The following is a 4,845-nucleotide window of genomic DNA, read 5'->3' as shown; positions in this document are numbered from 1 at the left end:
GTGTCAGTTTTGCGGGGGTTATCCCTGTTGGTAAAGATGACCTCAAATTTACTGCCACTTACGGGGAAGGGCTAGGTCGTTATATGGCGCTAAATTATGCTAACGCTGGTGTGCTTGATACCAACGGTGAAATTCAAACGATTAAATCGTTTGGTGGTTTCGTCTCATATCGTCATTGGTGGTCAGAGCAATGGCGATCTAGTGTGACGCTTTCAGGTTTTAGCGCAGATAATGATGTAGCGCTTACCGGCGGTGCCGTTAATAAAGAGGCTTACTCTGGTTACGTTAACTTATTGTTCTCACCTTCAAAGCCACTGACTTTTGGAGTTGAGTTTATGCATGCCTTGAATGAACGTGAAGACGGTTCCGATGGCGACTTGAATCGGATTATGTTTTCGGCGAAATATGCTCTTTAGTATTTGAGTAGATAATAAAAAGGCAACCCATTAGGTTGCCTTTTTATCTTTATACTTACGAAGCTTAATTAAGTAAGTTGTTTTGACGAACATACGCTTCGAATTCGGTGCAACCACCAATAGGTTGTTCATCTACAAAAATTTGTGGAACAGTTTCTACCGTTTTACCCACACTTTTTGATAAATCCGCTTTAGTGATACCTTCGGCATGAATATCAATATATTTGAATTTGAAATCTTCACTCTGCGCCGCTAATTTTTCTGATAATTCAACAGCTCGAACACAATATGGGCAACCTGGGCGGCCAAAAATAACTACAAACATGGTGACTCCTGTTTTATGATATGGTCAATTTATACCATAAGTACTTTTCAAATCATAATTCAACGCAATTAATTTTGTTTTAACTCATATCGATTTTATATTTGCCTTGATAGTCAAAAAATGAATCAACTAAATCCCAGCGATGTTTGTTTTTTTTCAGTAATAATAAATCGGGTTTTCTGAATCGAATTTGATCCGTCAATACATCGGTTACTTTATTATATTGAGGATGCGGTATACCTGGCGTGCGGGTATGACTGAGAACAAATACCGCATAAAATGCTTTTCGTTGTGCTGGTGTGGCGAAGCTAAACATTCGCTTAAAATCATTACCTTCAATATCAATATATTGAATAAGCAACTTATTGTCTTGATCGCGCAACAACATTTGCTCACATTTAAATAAGTGATGATGCTGAGCGTTAAGTACTTGTTTTAGTCGCTTATCGGGATCAATTAAGGTTGATTGGCAGCTATGACAAATACGTGCCGCGATATCATTTTCCGCTCCACAGTCAGGGCATGACTTTGATCTAAATCTAAAGTCACACTGTTGCAGCTCATCGATTAACCCCTGACAGCGTCTGCCATAATGTTCAATAATATCGCCATCGCCATCTACTAGGCCCCAAAAAGTATTAGCAAATTGACATACAGGACAATGCACTTGTACTGGTACTGATTTGCTATTGGGTTTGGCTTGACCGACTTCCGGGTAAAATAAGTCATAACCATTAGCGGCATAATCAATGACTAAACAATCTGCTTTATTGGGGGCCAAGCGTAATCCTCGACCTATCATCTGTTGGAATAGGCTCACCGATGCGGTGGGGCGCAAAATTGCGATAAGGTCGACGTGAGGAGCATCGAAGCCTGTGGTTAATACGGCAACGTTAACAATGTATTTGAGACGTTGGGCTTTAAAGCGATTGATGATGTCATCACGTTCGCTATGTGGCGTTTGAGCGGTAATTAAGGCGGCATCGTCGTCTAATAGAGTCATTACTTCATTGGCATGTCTGACCGTAGCAGCAAAAATCAATACACCTTTTCGGAGTTCAGCAAGTTGTTTTACTTGTTTGATAATAGCTGTGGTTGCTCGTCCTTGATGATGTAATAAAGAATCGATTTCCATTTGTGGATATTCACCACTGTCATGTGCAACGAGCTCACTAAAATCATACTGTGCACTCAGTCCGTCAAAAATGGTTGGTTTGGTTAAGTAACCTTTTTTGATCAATGGTCGCATTGGAAGTTCAAAAATGCATTTTTCGAATACAGGTGTATCTGTATTACCTACTTTTCCATGATAATGGTGCCGGTAAATCCAGCCTAAACCTAAACGATAAGGCGTGGCAGTTAGCCCAAGCAGTTTAATGTCAGGATTACGCGCTTTAAGGTGCGTGAGCAGTTGTTGATATTGGCTAGTAGACTCATTACTGACTCGATGGCATTCATCAATGATCACTAATGAAAATGCTTGAGTGAATTTATCTAGGGCGCGAGCGGCTGATTGGACACTGGCTACCACGGTTTTGCCATTAGCCTTTTTTTGATTTAATCCTGCGGAATAGATATTGGCCTCTTGAGTGAGTAAACCCACTTTTTCAGCATTTTGAGCGACTAATTCTTTTACATGGGTGAGCACTAGCACATTACCATTCGCGATACGTGCCAGTTCGGCAATCACAATACTTTTACCCGCACCGGTAGGTAGCACTAATACCGCCGATTGTTGGCTGTGCTTGAAGTGAGCTATAGCCGCGTCGACCGATTGCTGTTGATAGTCACGTAAGGTGATATTTACGGGGTGAGTAGATGAGTGTTTCACTTTACCGGTAGCGTTATTCTGGTTTATATAAAGCTTAACATAGCCAATGATTGATAAACCATGATGTTTTAATTGAGTTGGATAAATCAATTGCTGATGGTTAAAGATGATAAATAGACAGGGATGGCATTTTTTGCGTGTTAAGCGCTGTTTTTTTATATCAGTTGGTGTAGATTCATCTATTGAATCAGATGATATTAATACTAATAAAAATGAAATTTATCACCATCAGGAAAAACACATTATGAAATTTTTATCGTTAGCCGCTCTGCTAATGGTTAGCCATCTCGCCGTTGCCGAAGAAAGTCTGGTCATTGGTTTATCTATTGAAGAAACGGTTAAGCATTCAGACGATGCAACTGCATCGGCATCAAAAATTGAGATGGGACTAAATGAATCAGTGTCACTCAGTGTTGAAGGAGACTATGGCGTGACCATAGTATCGACAGCAAATAGTGATAATAAGGTTAATTTGTTGATAAGTTTACGCGATGAATCTAATGATGGTGCGGATCTATTAGGTGACAAAGCCATAACGATTAAAGTGGGTCAATCAACGAGCTACAAAATGACATTAAATGATCATTCATATAATGTCACTATTGATACTGCTTATGCTCCACAGCCTAAGGTTTCAGATAAGTAATAATGTTAAATAATGCTGGTTTTAGATAAAAAAAAGCCCCTCAATTGAGGGGCGAAAAGAGAAATTGGTCAGGATTTCTCAGGGTGGATAGAACATCACAAGTTGATTTTCATTACTCAGTTTTGTTTAAGCGAGACTCAATCAACGTATCAATCACTGCAGGATCTGCCAGAGTAGAAGAATCACCTAAGTTGGTTACTTCGTTAGCCGCAATTTTACGTAAGAATCGACGCATAATTTTTCCTGAACGCGTTTTAGGTAAACCACTTGCCCACTGGATAAGGTCTGGTGTAGCAAGTGCACCAATTTCTTTACGAACCCATTGACGTAACTCTTGACGTAACTCTTCTGTCGGTTCAATGCCACGGGTTAGGGTGACGTATGCATAAATGCCTTGGCCTTTAATGTCATGTGGGTAACCCACAACGGCCGCTTCAGCAACGAGTTCATGCGACACTAGAGCGCTTTCCACTTCAGCCGTACCTAAGCGATGCCCAGAAACGTTGATGACATCATCGACACGACCAGTGATCCAATAATAGCCATCTTCATCACGACGTGCGCCATCACCGGTAAAATACATACCGCGGAATGTTTTAAAGTAAGTCAGCGCAAATCTATCATGGTCACCGTACACTGTTCGCATTTGGCCTGGCCACGAGTCAAGGATAACTAAGTTACCTTCACCAGTACCTTCAACAATATCACCCATGTTATCAACCAGTGCTGGTTGCACACCAAAAAATGGTCGAGTTGCAGAGCCAGGTTTGGTATCCGTTGCACCAGGTAATGGGCTGATCAGGATGCCGCCAGTTTCAGTTTGCCACCAAGTGTCGACAATAGGGCAGTTTTCATGACCGATTACCTCATGGTACCAACGCCAAGCTTCAGGGTTTATGGGTTCACCAACTGAACCCATAATGCGCAATGAGTCACCTTTATAGCTGCTAAATTGTTCTTTACCTTCAGCCATTAATGCACGAATTAATGTAGGAGCGGTATACAGGATATTGACCTTATGTCGGTCAATCATTTCACCTAATCGAGCTGGAGTAGGGTGATTAGGTACACCTTCATGAATTAATACCGTGGCGGCATTAGCAAAAGGTCCATATACCATATAGGAATGACCGGTAATCCAGCCTACATCGGCGGTACACCAATATACTTCGTCAGCTTTATAATCAAACACGTATTCGTGTGTCATCGAGGCATACACCATATAACCACCGGTAGTATGAAGCACACCTTTAGGATTACCTGTAGAGCCAGAGGTATAAAGCAAAAATAGTGGATCTTCGGCGTTCATTTCTGCTGGTTGGCAAAATTCTGAAGCCACTTCCATGAGTGAATGCCACCAAACGTCTCGACCTTCAACCCAATCGATATCACCACCTGTGCGCTTAAATACAATAACTTTTTCGACGCAAGTAACATCAGGATTTGATATGGCTTCATCAATGCTGCGTTTTAAAGGGATTTTACGGCCACCACGAATACCTTCGTCGGCAGTAATTAAGACTTTTGATTTTCCATCAATTACCCTTGCTGCTATCGAGTCGGGTGAGAAGCCACCAAATACCACTGAATGAACTGCACCAATGCGAGCACAAGCCAGCATAGCGAC

Annotated in this window: 4 protein-coding genes and 1 pseudogene; 2 read left to right on the top strand and 3 right to left on the bottom strand. The window is 41.4% G+C overall.

Annotation, left to right across the window (positions count from 1 at the left end; translation table 11 throughout):
- A pseudogene (locus tag CXF78_RS10165) lies at positions 1 to 416 on the top strand (porin); the annotation flags it as partial.
- Between the two features lie 64 nt (positions 417 to 480).
- Here the strand turns inward: CXF78_RS10165 and CXF78_RS10160 are convergent.
- Positions 481 to 741 carry a GrxA family glutaredoxin gene (locus tag CXF78_RS10160; protein ID WP_011636939.1) on the bottom strand — a complete coding sequence of 87 codons (261 nt, stop codon included), beginning with the start codon at positions 739 to 741 and terminating at the stop codon, positions 481 to 483.
- Between the two features lie 79 nt (positions 742 to 820).
- Positions 821 to 2,572 carry a DNA repair helicase RadD gene (locus CXF78_RS10155; RefSeq protein ID WP_011636940.1) on the bottom strand — a complete coding sequence of 584 codons (1,752 nt, stop codon included), beginning with the start codon at positions 2,570 to 2,572 and terminating at the stop codon, positions 821 to 823.
- A 244-nt stretch (positions 2,573 to 2,816) separates the two neighbouring features.
- On the opposite strand from CXF78_RS10155, the gene CXF78_RS10150 reads away from it, so the two are divergent.
- Positions 2,817 to 3,218, top strand: a complete 402-nt coding sequence (locus CXF78_RS10150) for a hypothetical protein (RefSeq protein ID WP_011636941.1) — start codon at positions 2,817 to 2,819, stop codon at positions 3,216 to 3,218.
- A 112-nt stretch (positions 3,219 to 3,330) separates the two neighbouring features.
- Here CXF78_RS10150 and acs read toward each other — a convergent pair.
- Positions 3,331 to 4,845: acetate--CoA ligase (gene acs, locus CXF78_RS10145; protein ID WP_102036705.1), on the bottom strand; the 1,515-nt coding region annotated here is incomplete at its 5' end.

Source organism: Shewanella sp. 11B5 (assembly GCF_002836795.1).
Lineage (GTDB): Bacteria > Pseudomonadota > Gammaproteobacteria > Enterobacterales > Shewanellaceae > Shewanella > Shewanella frigidimarina.
This window is presented reverse-complemented; position numbering and strand designations above follow the sequence as displayed.